The sequence below is a fragment of the Aquabacter sediminis genome, assembly GCF_028863665.1.
Taxonomy (GTDB): Bacteria; Pseudomonadota; Alphaproteobacteria; order Rhizobiales; family Xanthobacteraceae; genus L1I39.
The window spans coordinates 15,170-39,211 of sequence record NZ_JARBFX010000010.1 but is presented as its reverse complement, the minus strand read 5'-3'; the positions used below and the strand labels follow the sequence as shown (position 1 = coordinate 39,211).

General features: G+C 67.6%; 24 protein-coding genes. 8 read left to right on the top strand and 16 right to left on the bottom strand.

The features are described 5' to 3' along the window. Positions 1-6: 6 nt before the first annotated feature. Complete coding sequence (locus PV781_RS18970; RefSeq protein ID WP_274777199.1) at positions 7-783, bottom strand: ABC transporter ATP-binding protein; 777 nt, start codon at positions 781-783, stop codon at positions 7-9. Between the two features lie 51 nt (positions 784-834). After that, positions 835-2,016 (bottom strand): MlaE family lipid ABC transporter permease subunit, encoded by a 1,182-nt coding sequence (locus PV781_RS18965; RefSeq protein WP_425532426.1) that lies wholly within the window; start codon positions 2,014-2,016, stop codon positions 835-837. Between the two features lie 90 nt (positions 2,017-2,106). On the opposite strand from PV781_RS18965, the gene dgcA reads away from it, so the two are divergent. Next, complete coding sequence (gene dgcA / locus PV781_RS18960; protein ID WP_274777197.1) at positions 2,107-3,084, top strand: N-acetyl-D-Glu racemase DgcA; 978 nt, start codon at positions 2,107-2,109, stop codon at positions 3,082-3,084. A gap of 2 nt (positions 3,085-3,086) precedes the next feature. Here dgcA and PV781_RS18955 read toward each other — a convergent pair whose 3' ends face one another. The 4 genes from PV781_RS18955 to PV781_RS18940 form a co-directional block, all read right to left on the bottom strand. Continuing rightward, the gene (locus PV781_RS18955) at positions 3,087-4,238 is read right to left on the bottom strand and encodes an MFS transporter (protein WP_274777196.1); all 1,152 of its coding nucleotides are present in this window, start codon (positions 4,236-4,238) and stop codon (positions 3,087-3,089) included. A 66-nt stretch (positions 4,239-4,304) separates the two neighbouring features. Continuing rightward, positions 4,305-5,291: a threonine ammonia-lyase gene (locus PV781_RS18950; protein WP_274777195.1), complete on the bottom strand. Its 987-nt coding sequence runs from the start codon at positions 5,289-5,291 to the stop codon at positions 4,305-4,307. After that, a complete protein-coding gene (locus PV781_RS18945) occupies positions 5,288-6,355 on the bottom strand; it encodes a glycosyltransferase family 4 protein (protein ID WP_274777194.1) in 1,068 nt (355 codons plus the stop codon). Before PV781_RS18945 ends, PV781_RS18950 begins: the two co-directional genes overlap by 4 nt. After that, positions 6,355-7,161 (bottom strand): UDP-2,3-diacylglucosamine diphosphatase, encoded by an 807-nt coding sequence (locus PV781_RS18940; RefSeq protein ID WP_274777193.1) that lies wholly within the window; start codon positions 7,159-7,161, stop codon positions 6,355-6,357. The genes PV781_RS18945 and PV781_RS18940 overlap by 1 nt, the downstream gene beginning before the upstream one ends. Before the next feature lie 419 nt (positions 7,162-7,580). Between PV781_RS18940 and PV781_RS18935 the strand changes: the two genes are divergently transcribed. Beyond that, positions 7,581-8,429 carry a fumarylacetoacetate hydrolase family protein gene (locus tag PV781_RS18935; protein ID WP_274777192.1) on the top strand — a complete coding sequence of 283 codons (849 nt, stop codon included), beginning with the start codon at positions 7,581-7,583 and terminating at the stop codon, positions 8,427-8,429. Positions 8,430-8,573: 144 nt separating this feature from the next. After that, positions 8,574-10,352 (top strand): solute carrier family 23 protein, encoded by a 1,779-nt coding sequence (locus PV781_RS18930; protein WP_274777191.1) that lies wholly within the window; start codon positions 8,574-8,576, stop codon positions 10,350-10,352. Between the two features lie 18 nt (positions 10,353-10,370). On the opposite strand, the gene PV781_RS18925 is transcribed toward PV781_RS18930, so the two are convergent. The 3 genes from PV781_RS18925 to PV781_RS18915 all read right to left on the bottom strand — a co-directional run bounded on the left by PV781_RS18925 (position 10,371) and on the right by PV781_RS18915 (position 13,117). Next, the gene (locus tag PV781_RS18925) at positions 10,371-11,492 is read right to left on the bottom strand and encodes a carboxylate-amine ligase (RefSeq protein ID WP_274777190.1); all 1,122 of its coding nucleotides are present in this window, start codon (positions 11,490-11,492) and stop codon (positions 10,371-10,373) included. Positions 11,493-11,874: 382 nt separating this feature from the next. Beyond that, positions 11,875-12,624 (bottom strand): 16S rRNA (uracil(1498)-N(3))-methyltransferase, encoded by a 750-nt coding sequence (locus tag PV781_RS18920; protein WP_274777189.1) that lies wholly within the window; start codon positions 12,622-12,624, stop codon positions 11,875-11,877. A 97-nt stretch (positions 12,625-12,721) separates the two neighbouring features. Beyond that, on the bottom strand, positions 12,722-13,117 hold the full coding sequence (locus tag PV781_RS18915; protein WP_274777188.1) for a c-type cytochrome: 396 nt from the start codon (positions 13,115-13,117) through the stop codon (positions 12,722-12,724). Between the two features lie 244 nt (positions 13,118-13,361). Here PV781_RS18915 and PV781_RS18910 point away from each other — a divergent pair, with 244 nt between their 5' ends. From PV781_RS18910 to PV781_RS18890, 5 genes are read left to right on the top strand one after another with little or no spacing between them, the layout of a single operon-like run. Then, a complete protein-coding gene (locus PV781_RS18910; RefSeq protein ID WP_274777187.1) occupies positions 13,362-13,976 on the top strand; it encodes an amino acid kinase family protein in 615 nt (204 codons plus the stop codon). Beyond that, positions 13,973-14,539 carry a flavoprotein gene (locus PV781_RS18905; RefSeq protein ID WP_274777186.1) on the top strand — a complete coding sequence of 189 codons (567 nt, stop codon included), beginning with the start codon at positions 13,973-13,975 and terminating at the stop codon, positions 14,537-14,539. The genes PV781_RS18910 and PV781_RS18905 overlap by 4 nt, the downstream gene beginning before the upstream one ends. 6 nt (positions 14,540-14,545) lie before the next feature. Beyond that, complete coding sequence (locus tag PV781_RS18900) at positions 14,546-15,973, top strand: DUF6513 domain-containing protein (protein WP_274777185.1); 1,428 nt, start codon at positions 14,546-14,548, stop codon at positions 15,971-15,973. Continuing rightward, the gene (locus tag PV781_RS18895) at positions 15,970-16,536 is read left to right on the top strand and encodes a DUF447 domain-containing protein (protein WP_274777184.1); all 567 of its coding nucleotides are present in this window, start codon (positions 15,970-15,972) and stop codon (positions 16,534-16,536) included. Before PV781_RS18900 ends, PV781_RS18895 begins: the two co-directional genes overlap by 4 nt. Continuing rightward, the gene (locus PV781_RS18890) at positions 16,533-17,279 is read left to right on the top strand and encodes a (5-formylfuran-3-yl)methyl phosphate synthase (RefSeq protein ID WP_274777183.1); all 747 of its coding nucleotides are present in this window, start codon (positions 16,533-16,535) and stop codon (positions 17,277-17,279) included. Before PV781_RS18895 ends, PV781_RS18890 begins: the two co-directional genes overlap by 4 nt. Before the next feature lie 3 nt (positions 17,280-17,282). On the opposite strand, the gene PV781_RS18885 is transcribed toward PV781_RS18890, so the two are convergent. The 7 genes from PV781_RS18885 to PV781_RS18855 all read right to left on the bottom strand — a co-directional run bounded on the left by PV781_RS18885 (position 17,283) and on the right by PV781_RS18855 (position 24,035). Beyond that, positions 17,283-18,047, bottom strand: coding sequence for an ATP12 family chaperone protein (locus tag PV781_RS18885; protein WP_274777182.1), 765 nt, complete (start codon positions 18,045-18,047; stop codon positions 17,283-17,285). A 30-nt stretch (positions 18,048-18,077) separates the two neighbouring features. Then, on the bottom strand, positions 18,078-18,797 hold the full coding sequence (locus tag PV781_RS18880) for an HAD-IA family hydrolase (protein ID WP_274777181.1): 720 nt from the start codon (positions 18,795-18,797) through the stop codon (positions 18,078-18,080). Next, positions 18,794-19,408, bottom strand: coding sequence for a zinc ribbon domain-containing protein (locus PV781_RS18875; RefSeq protein ID WP_274777180.1), 615 nt, complete (start codon positions 19,406-19,408; stop codon positions 18,794-18,796). Before PV781_RS18875 ends, PV781_RS18880 begins: the two co-directional genes overlap by 4 nt. A 200-nt stretch (positions 19,409-19,608) precedes the next feature. After that, on the bottom strand, positions 19,609-20,688 hold the full coding sequence (locus PV781_RS18870; protein ID WP_274777179.1) for an RluA family pseudouridine synthase: 1,080 nt from the start codon (positions 20,686-20,688) through the stop codon (positions 19,609-19,611). Positions 20,689-20,750: 62 nt separating this feature from the next. Continuing rightward, positions 20,751-21,137: a fluoride efflux transporter CrcB gene (crcB, locus tag PV781_RS18865; RefSeq protein WP_274777178.1), complete on the bottom strand. Its 387-nt coding sequence runs from the start codon at positions 21,135-21,137 to the stop codon at positions 20,751-20,753. A 131-nt stretch (positions 21,138-21,268) separates the two neighbouring features. Further along, a complete protein-coding gene (locus tag PV781_RS18860) occupies positions 21,269-22,579 on the bottom strand; it encodes a replication-associated recombination protein A (RefSeq protein ID WP_274777177.1) in 1,311 nt (436 codons plus the stop codon). 13 nt (positions 22,580-22,592) lie between these two features. Next, positions 22,593-24,035, bottom strand: a complete 1,443-nt coding sequence (locus tag PV781_RS18855) for a Do family serine endopeptidase (protein ID WP_425532425.1) — start codon at positions 24,033-24,035, stop codon at positions 22,593-22,595. Positions 24,036-24,042: the final 7 nt, after the last annotated feature.

Sequence of the window (24,042 nt, the reverse complement as noted above, 5' to 3'; positions counted from 1 at the left end):
TCCACCTCACCATGACGACCGAACGGCCCGCGCGCGGACCCCGTGGAAATAGGACTGAAGCCAGGGATGCTGCGATGCCATCATCGTCTCGATGGTCCCCTGTGCGATCACCTTACCGTCGTACAGGGCCGCGATGCGATCGCAGACGGTGTGCAGGCTGTCCAGATCGTGCGTTACCATGAAAACCGTCAGCCCCAAAGTCTGCTGCAGGGTTCGGATCAGCTCGTCGAAATCGCCGGCACCGATGGGATCGAGGCCCGACGTGGGCTCGTCGAGGAACATGATGTCGGGATCGAGCACCAGCGCGCGCGCCAGGGCGGCGCGCTTGATCATGCCGCCGGACAGTTCCGACGGCAGCTTCTCGCCCACGTCCGGCTTCAGCCCCACCATCTCGATCTTGGTGTAGGCGATCTCGTCCATGAGCTTCTGGGACAGCTTGAGATTCTCGCGCAGCGGGAACTGGATGTTCTGCTTGACCGTGAGCGAGGAGAACAGCGCCCCCTGCTGGAACAGGACGCCCCAGCGCCGCTCCATGGCCGAGCGCTTCTTCTCGTCCAGGTCATCCACATTCTGCCCGAACACCTCCACCGTCCCCGACCGCTTGGGCACGAGGCCGAGAATGGTGCGAGTGAGCACCGACTTGCCGCCACCGGAGGTGCCGACGAAGCCGAGGATCTCGCCCCGCATGATGTCGAGGCTGAGATGATTGAGGATGATCCGGTCGCCGAACCCCACCACAAGGTCGCGCACGCTGATGATGGGCTCGCCGGGAGCAGCGGTCATCACGGGCGGTCCGTCGGGGGGAAGGGATGTGTCGGGCGCGTCCATGTCACCTCACATATTGATGGACGCGAAGAACATGGCGAACACCCCGTCCATCACGATGACGAGGAAAATGGCCTTCACCACAGAGGCGGTGGTGTGCTGGCCGAGCGATTCCGCGCTGCCACCCACCCGTAGGCCCTCAAGGCACGAGACGAGCCCGATCACCGCCGCCATGAAGGGCGCCTTGATGATGCCCACCAGGAAATGGTCGATGGAGATGGCATCCTTCAGCCGGTCGAGGAACACGTCGGGCGTGATGCCGCCATAGGTCCAGCACACCAGGCCACCGCCGATAAGGGCCGCCATGGAGCCGACGAAGGTGAGGAGCGGCAGCGCAAGGATCAACGCCAGCACCCGCGGCACCACCAGGATCTCCACCGGGTCGAAACCCATCACGCGCAGGGCGTCCACTTCTTCCCGCATGCGCATGGAGCCGAGCTCGGCGGTGAACGCACTGCCGGAGCGGCCGGCGATCATGATGGAGACGATCAGCACCCCCAGCTCGCGGAGCACCAGCACGCCCACCATGTCCACGACATAGATCTCGGCACCGAACTGGCGGAAATGGAAGATGCCTTGCTGCCCGAGGATCGCGCCGATGAGGAAGGTGATGAGAATGATGATGGGCACCGCGCGGAAGCCGGCGCGGTCCATCTGGTTCACCATGGACGTGAACCGGAAATTGCGCGGGCGCGCCAGCATGCGCAGGAAGGCGGCGATGGTGGCGCCGATGAAGTTCAGGAGCGCCAGAGCGTCCTGGAGAACCTCCACCACCGTCATGCCCGTGCGTTCCAGGACACCGGGGATGCGGCGCGCGGGCGGCGGCGCCTCGCGCCCGGTGCGCTTCATTTCCTGGATCAGCGCATCATAGCGCGGCTGGAGTCCAGTGACGGCCGGCTCCACACCGTCGCGCGACCACGCCCGGCGCAGCCGCTCAAGCAACAGGGCACCGAACGTGTCCAGGCGCTCCACACCGGACAGGTCGATGGTCACACGCTCGGGCTTTGGATAGCGCTGCGTTGCGGCATTCACCGCCGCCTCAAGCTCGCCAGCGGTGTCGGAGGTCCAGGTGCCCTGCCCCGCCGCGCGCAGCTGATCGCCATCCTGGCTGACATCAAGGAGCGAGGCGTTCGCCAAAAGGGGATCTCCGCGTCGAGTCGCGTGCTTGAGAAGAATACACCTAATGCTCATACTCGGCCGGACGGTGGGCGTCGAGGTAACTTTTTTCCCGAATCATTTCCCACGCGCCATCTTTCTCCAGCAGGTTCACACGCTTACCCAATGATACGCCTCGCCGTCAGCATCGAACGGTTCCCCATCGCGGGCACCTTCACCATCTCCCGTGGCTCCAAGCGCGAGGCCGTCGTCGTGGTCGCGCAACTCTCCGACGGCGTCCACGAAGGCCGTGGGGAATGCGTGCCCTATGCCCGCTATGGGGAAACGGTGGAGGCGGTCGCGGACCTCGTCGGCTCGCTCGCAGCGGAACTTGCGCAGGGACTTGATCGCGCTGCATTGCAAAAGCGCTTGCCGGCGGGGGCCGCCCGCAATGCCCTGGACTGCGCCTTCTGGGACCTGGAGGCCAAGCGCGCGGGCCTGCCTGCGGCGCGGCTCGCGGGCCTCGACGCGCCCCGCCCGCTTGTCACCGCTTATACGTTGAGCCTCGATACGCCGGAGGTCATGGCCGCCGCCGCGGCGCGTTCCGGGCGGCCCTTGCTCAAGCTCAAACTGGGCGGCCCCGACGACCTGGCGCGCCTCGCCGCCATCCGCGCAGCCGCCCCGCAGGCCCGCCTCATCGTCGACGCCAATGAGGGCTGGGCCGAGGAAGACCTGGAGCGCAACCTCGCTGCCTGCGCAACGTTCGGCGTCGAATTGGTGGAGCAGCCCTTGCCCGCCGGTCGCGACGGCCTGCTCGCCCGCATCGATCGGTCGGTCCCGGTCTGCGCGGACGAAAGCGCCCACGATTGTGCCGGCCTTGCCGCGCTCAAGGACCGGTATGACGCGGTGAATGTAAAGCTCGACAAGGCCGGCGGCTTGACCGAGGCGCTCGCCATGGTTCGCCAGGCGCATGAACAGGGCTTCTCGGTGATGGTGGGCTGCATGCTGGCCACATCGCTCGCCATGGCGCCTGCGATTCTCGCGGCCCAGAGCGCCGAGGTGGTGGATCTGGACGGCCCGCTTTTGCTCGCGCGCGACCGCACGCCGGGCCTTCGCTATGACGGCTCCTGGGTTCACCCGCCGGACGCGGGCCTCTGGGGCTGACCTCAGGCGCGGGCGCGCCGCACACCGATAAACGCGAGCACGCCGCCGAGGCCTGCAAGCCCGGCGGAGACCGCGAAGGCGCCCGGCCCGAGCATCGCCCATAGGGGGCCGCTGGCAAGGCTCGCGCCTGACATGGTGAGATTGACCACCCATGCGGCCAGCGACTGTGCGCTTCCCGCGCGGTGCTCGGGCGCATAGCGCGCGATCAGCTGCACCTGCCCCAGATAGGTCGCGCCGAACGTTCCGCCATGGAGCACTTGCAGCGCCACCAGCACCGGCAGCGACGGATCCAACGCCAAGCCCGCAAACCGGACGACGCCAATGCCCGCGCCCGCCATGAGCAGCCCCAGCGGACCGATGCGTCGCACGAGCCTCGTGCCGAAGCGGAACACCACGATCTCGGAAATCACTCCAATGGACCACAACACGCCCACCGCCGTGAGCGACAGGCCGCTGCGGGACCAATGGAGCGAGGAGAAGGCATAGAGGGTGGCGTGGCTTGCCTGGATGAGAGCGGCCGCAAGCACGCCAACGACCAGGATGGAACGCGCCTGCTTCCAATCAAGCCCCGGCACCGCCGTGGCGTCCGGCCGCGCCAGTTCTGGCAGGGCAAGGGTGGCCGCCACATAGGACACGTAGCCCGTCACCATCAGCGCCACCACCGCCCCGGGCCCGGTCTGCTGGATCACCAGCCCGCCCACGAGATTGGCCGCGACGAACGCCACCGAGCCCCAGAGGCGGCTGCGGCCATAATCGATCCGCCCCGCCCGAGCCTGCCGGGTGGCATAGGCGTCCAGCAAGGCGAAGCCGGGATTCCAGGCGAGCGCCGCGATCCCGAGCACAACCAGGATGGCCAGGAGCGTCTGCGCCAAAGCCAGCAGCGACATGGTCAGCGCGGTGAAGCTCGCCAGGAGCACCAGAAGCGCCTTCGGCCGCCCCAGCCGGTCGGACAGTAAGCCCAGCAAGGGGGTCGAGACGAGGCGCGTGGCCAGCGGAACCGCCACCGCAAGGCCGATATCCTCAGCCGACAAGCCGCGCGCCGACAACCAGAGGGGGAAGAAGGGCAGGTAGACGCCGAGCGCGAAGAATTGCGCCCCATAGGCGAGGCCCATGGCCGCGCGCACGGGAAAGCGGCCGGCCGCGCCAAGGGTCATGGGTTCGGTCTCGGGTTCGGGAAGGGCCGTTTCCGCGCGGGCGACGGCCGGGCGAGGGTCGCCTGTTCAGGCGGACAGGCAAGCGTTGAAGGTGGCCGCGTCCACATTGCCGCCGGACAGGACGATGACGGTCGTCTTGCCGGCCGCATCCAGGCGGCCCTCGAGAAGGGCGGTGAGCGCCACCGCGCCGCCGGGCTCCACCACCAGCTTCAGCTCGCGGAAGGCGAACGCCACCGCGCGGGCGACCTCCGCATCGGTGGCGCTGACGCCCTCGCCCACCAGGCGGCGTGTCACCTCGAAAGTGATGGCGCCAGGGGTCGGGGCCAGCAAGGCATCGCAGAAGGAGCCGCCGGGAGCGGGATTGCGCTCGCGCTGGCCGGAACGGAAGGAGCGGGCGTGGTCGTCGAAGCCGGCGGGCTCCGCCACCACCACGCGGGCGTTCGGGAAGCTCTCCTTCACCGCCAGCGAGATGCCGGCGATAAGGCCACCACCCGAGGCATTGGCGCTGACAATGTCGGGCGCAAGGCCCAGCGCCTTCAAGTCTTCAACGATTTCAAGGCCCACCGTGCCCTGGCCGGCGATGATGTTGGGATCGTCATAGGGCGGCACGAAGATGGCGTTCCGTTCGGCGGCGATGGCGCCGGCAATGGCGTCGCGGTCGTCGGTCTCACGGTTATAGTCCACCACCTCTGCCCCAAGCGCGATGGTGCGCTCGCGCTTCATGGCGGGGGCGTCGGAGGGCATCACGATCACCGCCGGCATGCCCAGCAGCTTGGCGGCCGCCGCGACGCCCTGCGCGTGGTTGCCCGAGGAGCAGGCCACCACCCCCGCCGCGCGGCGCTCCTGCGGGATCTGCACCATGCGGTTATAGGCACCGCGGAACTTGAAGGAACCGGTGCGCTGAAGCGTCTCGGGCTTCACGAACACCGTGCCGCCCACCAGTTCCGACAGGACGGGGGAAGCCACGAGGGGGGTGCGCACGGCAACGCCCTTCAGGCGTCCGGCGGCGGCGACCACATCGGCGAAAACGGGAGGGGCAGGAATCGCGTTCATGCCACCGAAATTAGCCTGTTTCGCCGCAGGAGGCGAAACCTGCGTGCCACCGGCCCGAAATCATGGGCGATCAGCACATTGTCGATGAACTGCTTGGCGCATTCGCGCCAGGAATAGCGCAGCGCATAGTCCCGCGCCGCCCGTGGGGAAAGCTCCAGCGCCTTGAGGCAAGCGGCTCGCAAATCCTCGTCGAGCACGCCCACCGGCTCGCTCGCCTCGCCCAGCACGTCCTTGGGGCCGGTCACCGGATAAGCGGCCACCGGCAGGCCGCTCGCCAGCGCCTCCAGGAGTACGATGCCAAACGTATCGGTGCGGCTCGGGAAGACGAATACATCGCTGCCGGAATAGATCCGCGCCAGGTCTTCCCCCTCCTTGGGGCCGAAGAAATGAGCCTCGGGAAAACGCGCCTTGAGGGAATTCAACGCCGGTCCCCCGCCGACGATCGCCTTGGATCCCGGCAGATCGAGGCTGAGGAAGGCTTCGATGTTCTTTTCCACCGACACCCGGCCGACGAACAGGAAGACGGGCTTTGGCAGGCCCAGATCCACTTCGGGGCGGGGGCGGAAAAGGTCCGCATCGACGCCGCGCGACCACCGCATCAGACGCTTGAAGCCCCGCGCCTCCAGATCCCGCTCCAAAGTGGCGGTCGCCACCATCACCCCCCCGCCCGCATTGTGGAAGCTGCGCAGCCAGGCATAGGTGAGCCGCTCCGGCACCGGGGCGCGAGCGGAGAGATATTCGGGGAACTTGGTATGGTAGGAGGTGGTGAAGGTGCGGCGTGTGGCAATGCAGGCCCGCCGCACGAGAATGCCGATGGGACCCTCGGTCGCCACATGGACGAAATCCGGCTGCATGGCCTCGATGCGGCGCATGATCATGCGCGGTGTCGCCAGGGAGAGGCGAATCTCGTCATAGGTCGGCAGCGGCACCGTGCGGAATTCCTGCGGGGTCAGGAATTCCATCCGGGCGCCAAGATGGAGCGCTTCGCTGGCGGTGTGCTCCAGCGAACGCACCACCCCGTTGATCTGGGGATGCCAGGCGTCCGTCGCGACGAGGATGCGCATCAGGCCGCCGCGCGTGCCGCGGCCGTGTCGGAAGGCTCGGTCACAGGGACGAGGGACGGCTTCGTCCAGCGGATGATCTCCATCCGCCCGTCCTCGTGCTCGGCCACCGCCGTGCAGCTTTCCACCCAATCGCCGCAATTCACGTAGCGCACGCCGAAGCGGTCATGGATGGCGGCATGGTGGATGTGGCCGCAGATGACGCCATCCACCTTGTGACGCTTGGCCTCGTCGGCCACCGCCTTCTCGAACTTGCCGATGAAGTTGACTGCGTTCTTCACCTTCAGCTTCGCCCATTGGCTGAGGGACCAGTAGGTCAGCCCCAGCTTGCGGCGCACCAGATTGACGTAGGTGTTGATGCCGAGCGCGAAGGTGTAGGCCCAGTCGCCCATGAAGGCGAGCCACTTGGCATGGCGCACCACCAGGTCGAACACGTCGCCATGGATGACGAGGTAGCGCTTGCCGTCGGCAGCCTCGTGGATGGTGTGCTCCACCACCTCGATGCCGCCGAAATGGGTGCCGTAATAGTCGCGCAGGAATTCGTCGTGATTGCCCGGCAGATAGAGGATGCGCGCGCCCTTGCGGCCCTTGCGCAGCAGCTTCTGCACCACGTCATTGTGCTTCTGGGGCCAGTACCAGGCCTGACGCAGCCGCCAGCCGTCGACAATGTCGCCAACCAGGTAGAGCACGTCCGCATCATGGTACTTGAGGAAGTCGAGCAGAAGCTCCGCCTGGCATCCCTTGGTCCCGAGGTGGACATCGGAAATGAAAAGCGCGCGGTAATGGCGGGCTTCAGGGCTGTCGCTCACGATCTTGCCTCGTGCGGAAATTGCTCCCTGAGAGCATTGTGACGGACTTAGCCGGAGTCGTGTATCCCTTTTATGACGCAAGTGCGGAAAGGAGTCACCGGGATTCCGCATTGCACCATGCAAGGGACTGTCGCCACGAAAATTCCAGCCGCGACTCAGTCCTTTCGCCGACAGGATCACGCGGCGGGGGGACCACCGCAAGGGGGGACGGGACGTCGGTTCCCCGGCGGCACGCCAAAACACCCCTTTCCGATGCGCCGCCCATTGACCAAACGCCCCGCCCGCGCCAGCTTGCGCGCCGGGCGGACAGCAGGCCGGATGCGCGGCCGCGCAGGGTCTCGGATTGAGGCATCCGCCCGGCGCACCACCTCCTCGATGAGGAGGGGACGCCTCCTGTTCTTTCTAGGGAGCCCCTTCACATGAAGCTCGTTCGCTTCGGCGCCGCCGGCCAGGAAAAGCCTGGTCTAATCGATTCAACCGGCCAGATCCGGGACCTCTCCGGCGTGGTGCCCGACATTGCCGGCGACGTGCTCACTCCCGCGGGCCTCGCCCGCATCCAGGCCGTCGATCCCGCCAGCCTGCCGCTTGCGCCCGAGGGCGTGCGCCTCGGCCCCTGCGTCGCGCGGCCGGGCAATTTCGTCGCCGTGGGCCTCAACTATGCCGACCATGCGGCCGAGACCAACAACCCCATTCCCGCCGAGCCGGTGCTCTTCAACAAGGCGCCCAACTGCATGGTCGGGCCCAATGACGACGTGATGATCCCCAAGGGCTCCACAAAGCTCGATTGGGAAGTGGAACTGCTGATCGTCATCGGCGCCCGCGCCCGCTATGTGGACGAGGCCGACGCGCTGAAGCACGTGGCCGGCTATTCCATCTGCAACGACGTGTCCGAGCGCGCCTTCCAGATCGAGCGCGGCGGCCAGTGGACCAAGGGCAAGAGCGCGGAGACCTTCGGCCCCGTGGGTCCCTTCCTCCTCACCGCCGACGAGATGCCCGATACCACCGCCCTGTCCATGTGGCTGGAGGTGAATGGCGAGAGGGTGCAGAACGGCTCCACCAAGACCATGATCTTCTCGGTGCCGTTCATGGTGTCCTATATCAGCCAGTTCATGGTGCTCGATCCCGGCGACATCATCACCACCGGCACGCCCCCCGGCGTGGGCCTCGGCTTCAAGCCGCCGCGGTTCCTGAAGGCCGGCGACGTCATGCGCCTGGGCATTGAGGGGCTCGGCGTGCAGGAGCAGAAGGTGGTGCCCTTCAAGCTGTGACCCCTCCCCCGCGCCGCCGCGAAAGGCTGGCGCGGGGCCTCATCCTGGCGCGTCGGCTTTGGGGGCGGGGCTTGATCAAGGGCACGAGCCAGCGCAGGTTCCCTCTTCTTTCAAGAAGCGACACCTGCTCCAGAGCTGGACGGAATGAACAAAGACGAGCCACACCCCTCCGCCACCCAGCGCCTGCTGGGGCTTCTCCCCGCCCCGCCTCGCTTTCCCGCCATTCGCCGCCGGCCCGTGGAACTGGTGTACGGGCGCGATGACAAGGTGCCGCTTGGGGACTGGATCCCGCTTTCGCTGCAGCACGCGGTGCTCGCACTCACCTTCATCATCTACCCCCTGCTGGCGGCCGATGCGGCCAACCTGCCCCTGGAGGCGCGCCAACCGCTCCTGTCCTCCGCCGTGATCGCCATCGGCATCGCCACCATGCTTCAGTGCACCCGCTCGCGCTTCGGCTCGGGCTATCTGCTGGTGAGCGTTCCCGCGCCCAATGCCATCCCTCTGGTCTCGCAGGCGCTCAGCATGGGTGGCCTCGGCCTCCTCGCCCTTTGCACCTTGCTGCTGGGCGTTTCGCAGGTGGTGATCGCGCGGATCATCCGCCCGCTGCGCGTGCTGATGCCGACCGAAGTGTGCGGCATCACCATGGCCATGCTGGGCATATCACTTGCGGGGTCGGGCCTGCAGCGTGCCTTCGGCGGCTATCATGCGGCCTTCACCATCGATCCCCTGCCGTTGGTGGTGACCTTCATCACCCTCTCGGTGATCGTCTCAATGACCGTCTTCGCGCCTCGCAACGTGAAGATCTATGCCATCCTGGTTGGAGGAACCGTTGGCTGGCTGCTGGCGCGTTGGATCGGGGTGGACAGTCGCGATATCAGCGCCCTCATCGCCCCGGTCAGCATGATCGGCCTACCCTCCGCACCGGAACTCTCTTTCGCCCTCCAGCCCTCACTCATTCCCCTACTGATGCTGGTGGTAGTTACCGGGCTCCTGGATATCCTCAGCACCACCATCTCGCTTGAAAAGTTAGAGGATGCGGACTGGCGGCGGGCCGACATGCTGGCCGCCGAGCGCGCCGTGGCCGGCATCGGTCTGGCCAACATCGCGGCCAGCCTGGTGGCGGCTACGCCCTGCGGGGTCTCCCGCACCGCCGTGGGCTTTGCGGCTTCCACCGGTGCCACCGCCCGTGTCATCGGCTTCGCCGCCGGCGCGGTCATCTTCTCCACTGCCTTCTTCCCCAAGGCGGTCGCCTTCCTGACCCTCATTCCCGGCCCCGTCACCGGCGCCCTGCTGCTCTACACCGCCTGCTTCATGATCGTGAATGGCATGGCCCTCATCCTCACGCGCCGCCTCAACGATCGGCGTATCTTCATGGTGGGCCTATCCGTGGTTGCAGGCATTGGCGCGGCCATCTTTCCGCTCGCCGAGCAGGTGCCACCTTGGGCCGCGCCGGTTCTGGCGACCCCCATCGCCCTCGGCACCAGCGTGGCACTGGTGCTCAACCTGATCTTCCGCATCGGCATCGGCCGCGACGCCAAGGTGGAGCTGAGGGAGGAGGAGAACATCTACAAGGCGGTGCGGCATTTCCTGGAAGTGCAGGGCAATGCGTGGGGCACCCGGACCGCCATGGTGGAGGCGGCGATCCCGGCCGTGGCGCAAGCGGCCGAGTTCGCGCGGGACCAGCAGCCGGCAGGCCCCATCATCCTTGCCGCCCGCTATGACGAGGCGCGCCTCGTCTTGAGCCTTATTTATGACGGCGCCCCCCTCGCCGCACCCAGCCGCCAGCCCAATCCGGAGGCCCTGCTGGGCGATGAGGAGGAGGCCAACATGTTCACGGCCTTCCTCCTGACCCGCCTGTGCGACAAGATCCAATATGGGCGGCGGGCCGACCGCGCCTTCATCGAGCTCAGCTTCGACGACTGACGCAGCCGGCGGGGCCGCTCACTGCAGCGTGGTGGAGGCGAGCCAGCCCTTCACCGCGCTCAGCGCCTCGCCCCGGTTTCCGGTGCGATGCTGGGCTTCCTGGAACACCGCGATCTGCATGTCGGCGCTGGTGCCGGCGGAGACGATGGTGCGCAGGTGGAGCAGGGAGTCCAGGCATCCCAACGCATCCGCATCATCCGCCACCAGCGCGATGAGACGCTCGACCGCATCGGTGACCGGCACGGCTCGGCGTTCGACCACATCCACGAACGAGCCGTGAATGCCATAGCGCTGGGCGCGCCACTTGTTCTCGTTGGCGATGGCCCGCTCCACCGCGCCGATATGGGCGTTGTGGTCGGGATTGCGCACCAGATGGCGCACCAGCGCTCGATAGAGGGCGGCGATGGCCACCGTGTCTTCCACGCGGGTGCAACTGTCGGGGGCGCGCAGTTCCAGAGTGGGGTGCTTGGAGGAGGGGCGAATGGCCCACCACACATAGCTGGAATCGGAAATGGCTCGCGCGGAGACCATGGCCTCCACATAGGCCTCATATTCCTTGTTGTCCTCGAACAGCTCCGGCAGGCCCGTGCGCGGCAACTCGTCATAGGCGGCGAGGCGATAGCCCATGAGGCCCGTCTGGCGGGAGGCCCAGAACGGAGAGGAGGTGGCCAGCGCGATGAAATGGGGGATGTAGGGCAGCGTGCGCCGCATCACATTCACCCTCTGGTCCGGGTCAGGCATTTCCACATGGACATGGAGGCCGCACACCATGTTGCGCTCGCCAAGCATCTGCAGGTCGTGCATGAGCCCGTCATAGCGATTGGCCTGGGTGTGGCGGATGCCGTCCCAAGTGGCGGTGGGATGCGTGCCGGAGGCCATCAGCGCGACGCCGTGCTCGCGGGCAACTTCGGAGGCACGGGCCCGAAGGCCGCGCAATTCGTCCAGCGCGCTGCCGGGACGCACCGCCGGGCTGGAGGCGATCTCCAGCTGCGACTGCAGCAGCTCCACCGTCACAGCCTCGCCGATCGTGTCCTTCAGGTGATCGAAGAACCGCGCCGGCATCCGCCGCTGCACGGCATTGGATTGCGCATCGACGATGAAGAATTCCTCCTCGATGCCGAAGCGATAGTCCTGTGTCATTGGGCCTCCTACGGACCGCACCCTAATTCGACGCATCAACGCCCCAGGCGCCGCCGGGTTTCGCGCAGGATGAGATAAATTTCGGCGAGATTTGGGACGCACTGCAGCGCGGGCGAAGCCGTGATTCGCGCTGCAACGCAGCGACCCCCTGCAATTGAAAGAAAGTGCAGAGAGATCTTGAATATTTAAAATCGGCAGAATAGCCGCCGAAGCATTTTCGACGCGCTTCAATCCGCCGGAATTATGACAATGAAAAAGAACAAGACGTGGTAAGCGGCGACAGTAAAACGGAGTGACGGAGGGCGCTGTTCCATCGGCTGACCAAAGCGCCGAAGGCCCTCAGATCCAACCTTCCGCTCCGTCCCACCTGTCACCAAGCAACCTACATGGGCCGTCCACGCAGATCGCCCCGGCACGCCTGGACCAAGGCGAGGGCGGCCACCGCCGCCGTATCGGCCCGCAGCACGCGCGGCCCCAGCGACAGGATGATGGAAGCCGGGCGCGCCCGCAGCAGCCCCCGCTCCTCCGGCGAGAACCCGCCCTCCGGCCCAACCAGGACGCTGAGCGGCCCCTCCGGCCCGTTCTTGAGCGCGCTCACCGGATCTTCCACCGGCGCATCCTCGTCGCAGAACACCAACACCCTGTCGCCAAGGCCCGCGATGAAACGGTCGAGCGGCATCGGCTCGTCCACATGGGGCAAGGAGAGGATGCCGCATTGCTCGGCCGCTTCCACCCCATTGGCGGCCATGCGCTCGCCATTGACGCGACTGACCTGGGTGAAGCGGGTCACCACCGGGGTGAGGCGGGACACGCCCATCTCCACCGCCTTCTGGACCATATAGTCCAGCCGGGCATGCTTGAGCGGCGCGAATGCATATTGAAGATCGCCGGCATGAGGTTGCGGGCGCACCTGCTTCTCGCAGGTCACCCGCACCTCGCGCTTGTGTCCCTCGCTGCGATGGGCGAGCCATTCCCCGTCCCGCCCATTGAACAGCAGCAGGCTTTCACCCAGCCCCAGGCGGATGACGTTGGAGACATAGTGCGCCTGCTCGCTGGCGAGGGCGAACTCCGCACCTTCGGAGAGGGCGTCCGGGACGAACAGCCGCTGGAGCCGGGAATCGAACTTCGCCATCTTCACCCTCGGCCGCAATTGTCCGCGAAGGGACACCACGGACGGGCACCGGTGGCAAGCCCCCCGCACCGATGGGAGGCTGCCCGTGCGCCGGCTCCTATTTCTTCGCGCCGGAGGCGTCGAACTGCCTGAGATAGGCGATCAGGTTCTCGCGCTCGGCGGCCGGCTTGATGCCGGCGAACGGCATGCGACCCTGGGGCGCCACCGCTTTGGGATTGGCGATATAGGCGTCGAGAGTCGCCTCATCCCACACCTTGCCCTCCTTGGCGCCGGCCTTCAGGTCTTCGGAATACGTGAAGGCCGGGTCATGGGCCCAACTCGCCCCTACGATGCCGTTAAGGGGCGGACCAACCTTCACCTTGGCATCGGGGCCAACCATATGGCACGGCGCGCACTTCTTGAACGCCTGCTCGCCCTTGGCGAGGTCGGGATCGGCCTGCGCCGTGGCGCCGAGGGCCAGAAGAAGGGAGATGCTCAGGAAGGAGCGACGCATGGAAGCCTCCGCAATGTCTGCCCCCACATAAACCCGCCTGGAGCAATTCCAAGACGGCCGCGCTCGGGCTTTCGGTCGCAGCGAACGATCGTCGCTCCCGCCGCAAGGGAAGGGCAAAACCCGGCTGCCCGTGGGGGATGAGCGAAGCGGGAAATGGCGAGCGGGCGCGGATGCGACTTGGAGGCCCGCCTCCCCTGCCCTAGAATGAAGACGCAAAAATTTTTCCTGTGAGGATAATTCGTTCATGCTGGTGGGGATCATCAAGCTGGGGGGAAGCCTTGCGCGCCAGGGCGCCATGGCCTCTCTCGCCCGGAAGGTGGCCACCCGTCCCGGCTGGCTGATCGTGCCCGGCGGCGGCCCTTTTGCCGATGCGGTGCGGGACGCGCAGACCCCCCTCGGCCTTTCCGACCGCGCCTGCCACCGCATGGCGCTGCTCGCCATGGAGCAGACGGCCCATGCCCTGCGGGACCTCTCGCCGGAGCTTGGCGCGGTGACCGCCTTGGACAATTTGTCCAGCCTGGAGCGGGGCAGCGCGGTCTGGTTTCCCGCGCACGGGCTCATCGGCCATCCCGATATATCCGAGACCTGGGACGTGACCTCCGACAGCATCGCGGTCTGGCTCGCCACGACCCTGAAGGCCCCCCGGCTCGTCCTGGTCAAGGCCGCCGGTGCCCTGCCCGCCGCCACCCATCGCCGCGCGGCGGAGGATGCAGGCGCCTGGGCGGAGGCCGGCCTCGTGGATGCCGCCTTCCCGCGCTTCGCCGCCGCCTATGCCGGCCCCCTTTCCCTCGTGCCGGCGGATGACGGAGCCACCTTGGCGCGCCTCCTGCCGGCCACCGCTGATATGAGTGCAGCATGAGCGACGGCATCTCTTCCCGCTGGGCTTGGGCCCTGTCCGGCTCCGGGCATTTCTTCACCGAGAGCCTGGAGCTGATTCACGAACTGGGCGATGTCGACCTCTTCGTCTCCGCCGCCGCCGAGGAAGTGCTGCGCATGTACCGGCAGGACAAGAAGCCCCTGCCCCCAACCACCAAGGTCTATCGCGACACTTCGGCCAGCTCCGCGCCGGTGGGCCTGTTCTATGAGGGCAAGTACCACACGCTGGTTGTGGCCCCGGCCTCCTCCAATACGGTGGCGAAATGCGTCTACGGCATTTCCGACACGCTGGTGACCAATTGCTTCGCCCAGGCCGGCAAATGCCGGGTGCCATGCATCGTGTTCGCCTGCGACACCGCGCCGGAACTCATCACCATGGCGCCGAGCGGTCCCGTGCCGGTCTATCCCCGCCGGATCGACCTGGAGAACACCGCCCGGCTGAAGGATTTCGAGGCCACCGTCGTGGCGGAGAGCCTGGCGGACCTGAAGGCCGCCATCGCCGCGCGGCACGCTGAGCTTGCCGCCGCTCCCGTGCCCGCCCGCTAAGCGTCCATGGCCGAGCGCGTCGTCCTCATCACCGGATCGCTGGCCGAGCCGCGCGTGCGCCAGATCGCGCAGGCGCTGGCGGACGAGCGGGTGGAGCCGGTGGTGGTGAATATCGGCGTGAAGGTGGCGGCCCTCATGACCGCAGAAATCGTGGAGCGCCGCCTCACCGTGCCGGAGGGCGCCGCCCGCGTGGTCATGCCCGGCCGCTTCCGGGGCGACCTGGAACGCCTCGCCGCCCGCTTCGGCCTGCCCTTCGAGCGCGGCCCGGACGAAGCCGCCGATTTGCCGGACTATTTCGGCCGCGCCCGCCGCTCCACCGACCTCTCCCGGCATGACGTGACCATCTTCGCCGAGATCGTGGATGCCACCCGCCTCTCCGTGGACGCCATCCTCGCCCGCGCGCGGTCGCTCGCGGCTGATGGGGCGGATGTGATCGACCTCGGCGCGCTGCCCGACGAACCTTTCCCGCATTTGGAAGAGGCCGTCGCGGCCTTGAAGGGGGCCGGGCTGAAGGTGAGCGTGGATTCCTTCGATCCCACGGAGCTTGCCCGCGCCACCCGCGCGGGCGCTGACTTCCTGCTCAGCCTCAACGAGGACACCCTCGCCATCGCGCAGGAGGGGCCGGCGGTGCCGGTGCTGGTGCCGGCACGGCCCGGAGACCTTTCGTCCCTCATCCGCGCCATCGATGCCTGCGAGGCGAAAGGCCAGGCCTATCTGGCCGATCCCATTCTCGACCCCATCCATTTCGGCTTCACGGCCTCGCTGGTGCGCTATGCAGACCTGCGGCGGCAGAAGCCGGATTGCCCCATCCTCATGGGCATCGGCAACGTCACCGAACTGACCGATGCCGACACCACCGGCATCAATGCAATCCTCATGGGGATCATTTCGGAATTGCGCATCGGGGCGGTGTTGGCGGTGCAGGTGAGCCCCCATTGCCGCACGGCGGTGCGGGAATTCGACCGCGCGCGGCGGGAATTCTTCGCCGCACGCGAGGCGAACGCCCTGCCCCAGGGCTTCGGCGGCGGGCTGATGGCGCTCAGGGACCGCAAGCCCATCGCCACCAGCGGCGCGGAACTGGAGCGGCTCGCCGGCGCGGTGAAGGACCGCAACTACCGCATCGCCGTCTCCGAGCAGGGCATCCACATCTTCAACCGCGACGGCCACCATGTGGGGCAGGAGCCCTTCGCCCTCTATCCGCACCTGGATGTGACGGACGATCCGGCCCACGCTTTCTATCTGGGGGTGGAGACGGCGCGGGCGGAGATCGCGCTCCTCTTGGGCAAGCGCTATGCCCAGGACGAGGCCTTGAAATGGGGCGTGGCGGGGGAGACGGCGGCGAGCGCGGAAGAAGCCCACCGGCTCACATTCAAAGCCGCCGGGTCCACGCTGGCCAAGAAGGGCGTGGCGCGCGAGGGGGAGGAAGACACATGATCCGCGAGGCCATCGTCACCACCCTGTCACCGGAGGGCGCGCCCCACATCGCGCCCATGGGTCCGCACGTGGTGGAAGACGGCTATCTCATCCAGCCCTTCCGCCCCTCCCGCACCCTGGACCATCTCCTGGCGCGCGGATGCGGCGTCATCAACCTGACGGACGATGCGCGCGTCTTTGCCGGTTGCATCACCGGCCGCAAGCGCGACTGGCCGGTGGTGGTGGCGGATGCGGTTGCCGGTGTGCGCCTCGTCGCCACCCTCGCCCATGAGGAGTTCGAAGTGGTGGCGGTGGAGGACGATCCCGTGCGCCCGCGCCTGCGCTGCCGCGTCATCCACCGCGCGAGCCATGCGCCCTTCCCCGGCCTCAACCGGGCGGTGGCGGCGGTGGTGGAAGGGGCGGTGCTGGTGTCGCGCCTCGGCCTGATCGACCTCAACCGCATCGAGACGGAAATGGCGCATCTGGCGGTGGCGGTGGACAAGACCGCCGGCCCCGCCGAGCGGGAAGCGTGGGGTTGGCTGATGGAAACGGTAGCCGAATTCCGGGAGCGCAGCCTCGCATGATCTCGCTCCATGATCCCGCCCGCCGTCCGGGCCTGCTTGCCAGCGTCGCGAGCCTTGCGGAGCTGAACCGCGCTTACGCGGTCGGCGCGGATATTCTCGACCTGAAGGACCCTTCCGCCGGTGCCCTGGGCGCCTGGGCACCAGAGGCGCTGACGGAAGCGGTGCAGCGTTGGCGCATGTGGCCCCATCCGCGCCCGCTGCTCAGCGCCACCATTGGGGACCATCCCTTGGACCCGGCCATTCTGTGTACGGCCACCGCGCGGACGGCGGCAACCGGGGTGCCGCTGGTGAAGATCGGCTTCTCGCGTGCCGGAGGCGAGGCCGGCGCCCTCCCAACTTGCCTTGACGCCCTCGCCCCACTGGCGCAGGAGGCCCGTCTCATTGCGGTGCTGTTCGCGGACGAGGGACCGGCAGCCGATCTGGTGCCGTGCGTGGCAGACGCGGGTTTCCACGGGGTGATGCTCGACACGGCCCGCAAGGACGGGCGGCGCCTCACCGACCATCTGGACGTGCCCATACTCGCCGCCTTCGTTGAGGCGGCGCGGCGCCACGGCCTGCTCAGCGGACTTGCCGGCTCCCTGCGGCGGGCGGACATTCCCCTCCTCGCGCCGCTGCGGCCGGACTATCTGGGCTTTCGCGGCGCTCTGTGCACAGGAAGTCGGACGGGTGCGCTCGATCCCGCCGCACTCGCCAGCGTTCGGGCAGATCTTGCTCGGGCGGCACGCGCCTTGGCGCCCGCCTGAGCCTCACGCCCGCAGCACGAGCGCGGCGGCGTCCATCTCGGTCTTGCGGGCGGCGCGGCGGGCGGAGGCTTCCGCGTCCTCGCCCCAGAGTTCCCGGTTCCAGTCTTCGTCCACATGCGCCGCGGTCCAGGCGGTCTCCGCATCGAGCCAGCCTTGGGCCACCGCCAGCGACAACAGGGCCGAGCCGGTGAGGCCGGTCATGGAGACGAGGGCCGCCAGCTTAAGCGGATCGCGTGGCACCAGGGCCGCGACTCGGGCAATGGCCTCTTCCGGCTGCGCCACATGGCGGATGCCGGCGGACAGGAAGAAGCGTGCGCCCACCTCGGTGCGAAAGCGTTCCAGCACCGGGTCCCAGGCCAGCCCCTGGCGTTCCACCAGGCGATCAGGCTCCTCGGCGCGGTAGCACAGGAGGTCCGTGCCGGCATAGGAGACCACCTCGGCTGCGGTAGCTTCCGCATTGGCCGCCACTCCGTCCAGCCCCACATTGACGAGGCGGGTGACGGGCATGGTGGAGGGATCGATGTCATTGCCCTGCGCCTCCCACTCCGCCGCCATGGCCTCGGCCAGCGCGCGGGAAGGAACCTTCAGGAGCGCCTTGGCGGGGGTGCGCACGGGGCGGCCATCCAGGCGGATGGTGAAGTCGCCCTCCGGCTCCTCGCCCACCGATACGTCCTTATAGAAGCGCTTGGGCAGCGGCTTGCGCTGGGCTTCCTGCGCGGCGCGCATGGGATCGGGCCCATTCTCCAGGTCGTTCAAGAGATCGCGCATGGCGTGCCTTCTCCTGTGAAAGGGCCGGCCTCAGCCCGCCGCCTTGAGGGCCGGGCGAACCAGATGATCGATGGCCGCGGGAACCTCAGCGAAACCGTGCACGAGCAAATCGGCGCCGGCGGCCAACAGGTCTTCCTGCGGATGATAGCCCCAGGACACGGCCAGCGCGAAGGCGCCGGCGGCCTTGGCCATCTCCATGTCATAGGTGGTGTCGCCCACCACAACGGTGCGATGGGCCGGCAATCCGGTCTCGGCCATGGCCTGGAGAACCATGCCGGGATGGGGCTTGGAAGGTGCGTCGTCGGCGGTCTGGATGGTGGTGAACCAACCCTCCATGGAATGAGCCGCCAGCACCCGCGCCACGCCGCGCCGGGCCTTGCCCGTGACCATGCCCATGAGCACGTCCGGCTCTGCGCGCAGGGCGGCGAGCGTGTCGCGAGCGAGGGGAAACATGGGCTCGGGCGGCTCGGCATCGCGCAGGCGCATGAAGGCGTTGCGATAGGCTTCCACCATCACCGACACCGGATAATCCGCGCGCCCCCGCGAGAGCACGGTGAAGGCCTCCGGCAGGGAGAGGCCGACAATGGAGAGGATGTCCTCGCGCGGCGGTGGGAGGAGCCCCTCGGCGGCGTGGGCGTCGCGCATGGCGGCGACGATCATGTGCTGGCTGTCCACCAGCGTGCCGTCGCAGTCGAACAGCACCAGCCGCAAGGTCTCATCGGGGGTGGGAAGGGAGGACGGGGCCGTCATTTCTGGGTCAGCTTCTCGGTCTCGATGTCGTAGGACCAACTGGCGCCGGTGGTATCCGTAAACACGATGGTGGTGAAGCCGCGCGTCCGGCACTGGCGCGGAAACGGGCCGCCCACAATCAGCTCCACCGCCGTCTTCGCTGGGAAGCTGAACTTGATGCCAATGGTGGTCTGGTCCGGCCCGCTGGTACTGACCGCCAAATCCAGCCCGTTCTGGACGAAATTGTCCTGCGTGGTCTTGGCGAAGGCGCGCCGCGTGGCCTCGTCGCCGGCGGGAATGGGCGCCGCCTGCACCGGCGGGGGCGCCGGGGCGGGCGCGGGCTCCGCGCTCATGGCGGGAGGCGCAGCGGGCGGCGCTTCAACGGGCGCGGGCGCAGGGGCCGGCGGTGGCGGCGCGGCAGCGGTCTCCACCGGCCGTGGCGCGGAAGACGGCCCCAGGAGCACCCAAACGCCAGCGCCGGCGGCAATCGCCACCACGACGCCGACGACCCCGACCAGGATGGGCAGGAGCCGCGAGGGTCGATGGATGTGGGTGCCGCATTCCGGGCATTCCGTCGCCTTGGGATGGACCTCCGCTCCACAGCCGGGGCACAGCTCGGGCTGACGGCTCATTCACTCACTCCTCGATCTCACACCCGCACCACAGGCGCCCGCCCCGAGCGTCCGACGCACACTCAACCGGCCCTCAGATGGGAGCCCTCCCGCCCAAGCGCAACAAAAAGGGGGTGCCCCCGGCCCATGCCTTAAGAGGACAGCCCGCGCGGGCCCCGCGCCGACACAGACCGGTCGTCTGTTCCGGCATGTCGACCGGCTCAGGCTTCGGGCGCCTCGAGAATCGGATCGTACTGGCTCGCATCGAAGCCAAGCACCGCGAAAGTCTGCGCCATATGGGGCGGAAGCGGGGCGGAGACATCAATCATGCCGGTCCCACGCGGATGCGGGATCACCAGCCGCCGGGCCAGCAGATGCAGGCGGTTCTGCAGGCCGCCCGGCAATTCCCAATTCTCGATGTCGAAATATTTGGGATCGCCGACGATGGGATGGCCGATATGAGCCATGTGGGCGCGCAGCTGGTGGGTGCGCCCCGTCACCGGCTTCAGCGACACCCAGGACAGCTTCTGCGCCGCCTGGTCCACCACGGCATAATAAGTGATGGCGTGGCTGGCATCATCCTCGCCATGGCGGGCGACGCGCATGCGCTCCTCGCTCTCCTCGCGGGCGAGATAGGTGGAGATGCGACCCTGGCGAGGCTTGGGCACGCCGGGCACCACGGCCCAATAGACCTTGCGAGCCTCGCGCGAGCGGAAGCTCTTGGCGAGCACCGAGGCGGCCAGCCGGGACTTCGCCACCAGCAGACAGCCGGACGTATCCTTGTCGATGCGGTGGACGAGGCGCGGGCGCTGCCCATCCTTGTCGCGCAGCACCTCCAACATGCCGTCAATGTGCCGGTAAGTGCCCGAGCCGCCCTGCACCGCAAGCCCGAAGGGCTTGTTCAGCACCATCACGTCCTTGTCCTCGAACAAGGTGATGGAGCGCAGGAATTCCTGGTCGTCCGCCTCCTTTCGGGCGCTGGGCGCCTTAGGTGCGGTAGTAGAATTCGCCTTCGGCGCGGCCTTGGACCCGACCGTAGGGCCGACTATGCCGCCAAAAGCAGGCGCGCCCTCGGTCTCTGCCTCATCGCCCGCGCCCGCATTGAGCGGCGGCACGCGCACGGCCTGGCCGGGCTCAAGGCGTGTGGAGGTCTTCACCCGCCCGCCATCCACGCGCACCTGGCCGGTGCGCACCAGCTTTTGCAGGTGCCCGAAGGAAAGGTCGGGAAAATGCTGCTTGAACCAGCGGTCGAGGCGCATGTCCGCCTCGTCCGCCGTTACTGTCTTGATCTCGACCGCCATCGGTCACAAACCCCGTCAAACGGTCGCCAATGGGGCACATCTAGCGCCCCGGCGCCCTCCTGTCACGCAATGGCGCGCATCACGAACAGGCCGGCAAAGACCGCGATGAGCGTCAGCACCAGCGAACCGCCCGCATAAAGCACCGCATGGCCGAGGTCGCCCCGTTCCACCAGCACCGCGAACTCCAGCGAAAAGGTGGAGAAGGTGGTGTAGCCCCCCAGCATGCCCGTGGTGAGCAGCAGGCGCACGCCTTGCGGCCAGCCCTCGCCATAGCGGCTGGCAAACCAGCCGGTCGCCAGACCCATGATGAAGCAGCCGGTGACGTTGACGATCATGGTGGTGAAGGGAAAGCCGCCGAGGCCGAACAGCCTGAGGCCCAGAAGGTTCATCATGTGCCGCAACACACCACCCAGGCCCGCCCCGAGAAACACGATCACCGCCGCCTGCATCAAAGCCCCCGCTTCTGATCTGACCGAATTTGAGCGCGGCACCCGTCCCGCCTAAGCCATCCGGGTGCCATCGCCCCCTCTTTGTTGCATTGCAACATGAGACAATCAAGCGCGCCCGTGGGCACCCCGCATCAGCGGGGATTACGCTCCGCGCGCAGCTTCGCCCAATAATCCAGGCGCTTGCGCAGATCGCGCTCGAAGCCCCGCTCCACCGGCTTGAAGAAGCTCTGCCGGCCCAGCTTTTCGGGGAAATAATCCTGGCCCGAAAAGGCGTCCGGCTCGTCATGGTCGTAGCGATAGCCGGTGCCGTAGCCCTCCTGCTTCATGAGTCGGGTCGGGGCGTTCAGGATGTGCTTGGGGGGCACGAGCGAGCCTCCCTCCTTCGCCACCCGCAAGGCCTGCTTCCAGGCTGTGTAGACCGCATTGGATTTCGGCGCGGTGGCCAGATAGACGGCTGCCTGGGCCAGCGCCAATTCCCCCTCCGGCGAGCCGAGGAAATCGTAGGCATCCTTGGCCGCATTGGCCACGAGAAGGGCCTGCGGATCCGCCGTGCCGATATCCTCCACAGCCATCCGCACCAGCCGGCGGGCAAGGAAGAGCGGATCCTCACCGGCATCGATCATCCGGGCGAGATAATAGAGCGCCGCATCCGGGTCCGAGCCCCGCACGGACTTATGAAGCGCGGAGATGAGATTGTAGTGCCCGTCCTCGCTCTTGTCGTAGATGGGCGCGCGCCGCTGGACGATGTCCTGCAATTCGGCGGCGGTGAAGATCTCACCGGGCCGTGCGGCGCGCCACACTTCCTCCGCCAACGTGAGGCTCGCGCGGCCGTCGCCATCCGCCATGCGGATGAGCACGCCGCGGGCCTCCTCATCCAGCGGCAAGGGTCGGGCTTCCACCTCTTCCGCGCGGGCGAGGAGCCGCCCCACGGCGGCCTCGTCCAGGGAGCGAAACGTCAGCACCCGCGCGCGGGAGAGCAACGCCGCATTCAGCTCGAAGGACGGATTTTCGGTGGTCGCCCCCACGAGGACGACCGTGCCGTCCTCCATGACGGGCAGAAAGCCGTCCTGCTGGGCGCGGTTGAAGCGGTGGATCTCGTCCACGAACAGCAAGGTGCCCTGCCCATGCGCATGGCGATGGCGGGCTTGCTCGAACAGCTTTTTCAGGTCCGCGACGCCGGAAAAGATGGCCGAGATCTGCTCGAAATGCAGACGACTTTGCCCGGCCACCAGCCGCGCCACCGTGGTCTTGCCGGTGCCCGGCGGCCCCCACAGGATGAGGGAGCCAAGCGAACCGGACGCCAGCATGCGGGAAATGGCACCGTCTGGACCCAGTAGATGGTCCTGGCCCACCACCTCGTCCAATTTTTGCGGTCGCAACCGGTCGGCGAGCGGGCGCGGCGCGCCCTCTTCCAGACCTGCGGCCTCAAACAGATTGGACATGCCCTGCCCCGCCTCAGCCCGGAAGCATGGCGGTGATGGTGCGCCCGCCCCGGCTCACCGTCACCCGCCAGCCGCGCTGGGGCGTCTTGGTGGCCTGCTCCAGATCCTTGGTGCGGTTGATGCGGGTGCCGTTGACTTCGATGATCACGTCTCCCGGCCGGAAGCCGGCGGCATCGGCGGGCGAGTTTTCCGTGACCTCCGCCACCACCACACCCTCGCCATCGGCAATGCGCAATTCCTCGGCCACGGCCGGCGAGACATTCACCACCTTGGCGCCAGCGAAAGGCGAGCGCCCTCGCAGCACCAGTTCCTCCCGCGCCACCGTTTCGGGCGCCGGCTCCACGGCGACAGCGATCTCGCTCTCCTTGCCCTGGCGGTTGATGCGGAACATGGACTTGCCGCCCATGGGCCGGGTGCCGAACCGGTAGTTCAGGCTCTGGGGATCATCCACCACCTGCCCGTCAACGGTCAGGATGAGGTCCCCGACCTTCAGGCCCGCCTTGGTGGCGGGGCTGTCCGGGGCGACCGTCTGCACCAGGACGCCGGTGGGACGGGGCAGGCCAAGGCTCTCGGCAATCTCTGGGCTCACCGCCTGCAGCCGGGCGCCGAGCCAGGGGCGGCGCACCGCCGTGCCGCCCGCCTTGGCGGAGTCCACCACCACACGCACCATATTGGCCGGAATGGCAAACCCGATTCCATGCGAGCCGCCGGAACGCGAATAGATGGCCGTGTTGATGCCCACCAGCCGCCCGGCCATGTCCACCAGGGCGCCGCCGGAATTGCCGGGATTGATGGCGGCGTCGGTCTGAATGAAGAACTGATAGTCAGAGACACCCACCTGCGTGCGCGCCAGCGCCGAGACGATGCCCTGTGTCACGGTCTGGCCGACGCCAAAGGGGTCGCCGATGGCCAGCACCAGATCGCCCACGGCCAGGTCATCGGAATTGCCGAGATCGATGCTCGGGAAGGTCTCCTTGCCGGCCTTAAGGCGTAGCACGGCCAGGTCGGTGCGCTGGTCGCTGAGCACCACGTCGGCATCGAACTCGCGCTTGTCGGCGAGCGCGATGCGGATCTGGTCTGCCCCCTGCACCACGTGATGGTTGGTCACCACAATGCCGGAGGGATCGACGATCACGCCCGACCCCAGCGAGCGCTGCATGCGCTCCGGCCCGCCAAAGCCCGGCCCGCCCCCAGGCCCGCCCCCGCCGAAGAAGCGACGGAAGAACGGGTCGTCCATGAACGGGTTGGTGCGCTGGACGTTCTTGAGCGCATAGACGTTCACAACCGCCGGCGCGGTGCGCTTGACCACAGGGGCGAAGGACAGCCGGATGGCATCCTCGGACGCGGGAACCTGACGCTGCGCGGGAGCGACGGCAGTCTGGGCGCCGGCCGATCCCGGCAACGCAAGCATGGCCGCCAGCACCAGGATCACCGGACGAAGGAAACGCTCACCCATGAGGACC

What these genes read in the sequence shown, in the direction of transcription:
- PV781_RS18970 (WP_274777199.1), bottom strand. Translation starts at nt 783, where the DNA reads ATGACCGCTGCTCCCGGCGAGCCCATCATCAGCGTGCGCGACCTTGTG.
- PV781_RS18965 (WP_425532426.1), bottom strand. Translation starts at nt 2,016, where the DNA reads ATGAGCATTAGGTGTATTCTTCTCAAGCACGCGACTCGACGCGGAGAT.
- dgcA (WP_274777197.1), top strand. Translation starts at nt 2,107, where the DNA reads ATGATACGCCTCGCCGTCAGCATCGAACGGTTCCCCATCGCGGGCACC.
- PV781_RS18955 (WP_274777196.1), bottom strand. Translation starts at nt 4,238, where the DNA reads ATGACCCTTGGCGCGGCCGGCCGCTTTCCCGTGCGCGCGGCCATGGGC.
- PV781_RS18950 (WP_274777195.1), bottom strand. Translation starts at nt 5,291, where the DNA reads ATGAACGCGATTCCTGCCCCTCCCGTTTTCGCCGATGTGGTCGCCGCC.
- PV781_RS18945 (WP_274777194.1), bottom strand. Translation starts at nt 6,355, where the DNA reads ATGCGCATCCTCGTCGCGACGGACGCCTGGCATCCCCAGATCAACGGG.
- PV781_RS18935 (WP_274777192.1), top strand. Translation starts at nt 7,581, where the DNA reads ATGAAGCTCGTTCGCTTCGGCGCCGCCGGCCAGGAAAAGCCTGGTCTA.
- PV781_RS18930 (WP_274777191.1), top strand. Translation starts at nt 8,574, where the DNA reads ATGAACAAAGACGAGCCACACCCCTCCGCCACCCAGCGCCTGCTGGGG.
- PV781_RS18925 (WP_274777190.1), bottom strand. Translation starts at nt 11,492, where the DNA reads ATGACACAGGACTATCGCTTCGGCATCGAGGAGGAATTCTTCATCGTC.
- PV781_RS18920 (WP_274777189.1), bottom strand. Translation starts at nt 12,624, where the DNA reads ATGGCGAAGTTCGATTCCCGGCTCCAGCGGCTGTTCGTCCCGGACGCC.
- PV781_RS18915 (WP_274777188.1), bottom strand. Translation starts at nt 13,117, where the DNA reads ATGCGTCGCTCCTTCCTGAGCATCTCCCTTCTTCTGGCCCTCGGCGCC.
- PV781_RS18910 (WP_274777187.1), top strand. Translation starts at nt 13,362, where the DNA reads ATGCTGGTGGGGATCATCAAGCTGGGGGGAAGCCTTGCGCGCCAGGGC.
- PV781_RS18905 (WP_274777186.1), top strand. Translation starts at nt 13,973, where the DNA reads ATGAGCGACGGCATCTCTTCCCGCTGGGCTTGGGCCCTGTCCGGCTCC.
- PV781_RS18900 (WP_274777185.1), top strand. Translation starts at nt 14,546, where the DNA reads ATGGCCGAGCGCGTCGTCCTCATCACCGGATCGCTGGCCGAGCCGCGC.
- PV781_RS18895 (WP_274777184.1), top strand. Translation starts at nt 15,970, where the DNA reads ATGATCCGCGAGGCCATCGTCACCACCCTGTCACCGGAGGGCGCGCCC.
- PV781_RS18890 (WP_274777183.1), top strand. Translation starts at nt 16,533, where the DNA reads ATGATCTCGCTCCATGATCCCGCCCGCCGTCCGGGCCTGCTTGCCAGC.
- PV781_RS18885 (WP_274777182.1), bottom strand. Translation starts at nt 18,047, where the DNA reads ATGCGCGATCTCTTGAACGACCTGGAGAATGGGCCCGATCCCATGCGC.
- PV781_RS18880 (WP_274777181.1), bottom strand. Translation starts at nt 18,797, where the DNA reads ATGACGGCCCCGTCCTCCCTTCCCACCCCCGATGAGACCTTGCGGCTG.
- PV781_RS18875 (WP_274777180.1), bottom strand. Translation starts at nt 19,408, where the DNA reads ATGAGCCGTCAGCCCGAGCTGTGCCCCGGCTGTGGAGCGGAGGTCCAT.
- PV781_RS18870 (WP_274777179.1), bottom strand. Translation starts at nt 20,688, where the DNA reads ATGGCGGTCGAGATCAAGACAGTAACGGCGGACGAGGCGGACATGCGC.
- crcB (WP_274777178.1), bottom strand. Translation starts at nt 21,137, where the DNA reads ATGCAGGCGGCGGTGATCGTGTTTCTCGGGGCGGGCCTGGGTGGTGTG.
- PV781_RS18860 (WP_274777177.1), bottom strand. Translation starts at nt 22,579, where the DNA reads ATGTCCAATCTGTTTGAGGCCGCAGGTCTGGAAGAGGGCGCGCCGCGC.
- PV781_RS18855 (WP_425532425.1), bottom strand. Translation starts at nt 24,035, where the DNA reads ATGGGTGAGCGTTTCCTTCGTCCGGTGATCCTGGTGCTGGCGGCCATG.